Origin of the sequence: Marinicella gelatinilytica (genome assembly GCF_026410405.1) — a bacterium.
Lineage (GTDB): Bacteria > Pseudomonadota > Gammaproteobacteria > Xanthomonadales > Marinicellaceae > Marinicella > Marinicella gelatinilytica.
This window is the reverse complement of the sequence record NZ_JAPMLN010000049.1, coordinates 1-281: the sequence shown is the minus strand read 5'-3', so window position 1 is coordinate 281 and position 281 is coordinate 1. Positions and strand designations below refer to the sequence as shown.

Here is a 281-nt window from a genome sequence, read left to right as displayed (position 1 = left end):
ATAAAAGTAACCTTTCTTGTGATTGGGTCTTCGATAACTTATGACGCCATATAATTTCCTGTCTTCTATTCCTTTGCATATACTGGCAGTAAAGTAGCCGGCATCCAATCCCACCGCTGTTGGTTTTAGGGAAAATCGTTGAACCTGTCTGTCTATACGGGATAAGTAAGGTATCGAGTCGTGAACATTGCCGGCTGTGACATGAACATCGGTGATGAAGTTACAGTAACCATCAACTGTACGATGATCAAGGTAGAAAAAGCCTTTGGGCTTTCCGTCTC

At 42.7% G+C, this 281-nt stretch carries 1 pseudogene; it reads right to left on the bottom strand.

The annotated features are described in order from the left end of the window. Positions 1–281: pseudogene (locus OS173_RS13490) on the bottom strand (IS5/IS1182 family transposase); the annotation flags it as partial.